This window comes from Streptomyces sp. DH12 (genome assembly GCF_020873895.1).
GTDB lineage: Bacteria > Actinomycetota > Actinomycetes > Streptomycetales > Streptomycetaceae > Streptomyces.
In genome coordinates this window covers 1-553 of sequence record NZ_JAHWGT010000578.1, presented here as the reverse complement: position 1 = coordinate 553, position 553 = coordinate 1, and the positions used below count along the sequence as shown (strand labels likewise).

1 pseudogene is annotated in these 553 nt (G+C 73.6%); it reads left to right on the top strand.

The window, feature by feature from the left end:
- Positions 1 to 244: 244 nt before the first annotated feature.
- Positions 245 to 553: pseudogene (locus LPA54_RS35870) on the top strand (DsbA family protein); the annotation flags it as partial.

The window sequence follows — 553 nt, the reverse complement described above, 5'->3', positions numbered from 1 at the left end:
CTGCTGCTGGCCGTCGCGGTGGTGACCGTGCGCCGGGCGCCCAAGGCGGGCCGGCCGGTCCGCACGCCGCACCGCGCCGCCGTGGCGCGCACCCTGCTCCTCGCGCACTCCCTGGGACGGCGCGGGCCGCCGTGCTCCCTCGCCGCCTGAGGCGGATCACGCCCCGGGCGGTCGCCCGAGCATCAGCAGTCCCCCCGTACGAACTCCGCACACGACCGTGTGCGTCCCCTGTGGAGACATCACCATGAGCAAGCGGAACAGCCAGGCGGCCAAGAACGCGGCGCGCGAGCGTCTGCGTCAGGAGCGCGAGCGCCAGGCGAAGAAGGCGAAGGTCAGGCGGCAGCTGATCGTCGCCGCGTCGGTGGTCGGCGTGCTGGCCGCGGCCGGCGGCATCGGCTACGCGGTGGTCCAGGCGAACAAGCCGGACCACTGGGAGGCCGCGAAGGACGCCAAGCTGGTCAAGCCGGCGAACACCGGCGGCAAGGACGGCACGACCGTCGTCATCGGCAAGGCCGACGCCAAGAAGACCCTCGAGATCTACGAGGACCCGCGC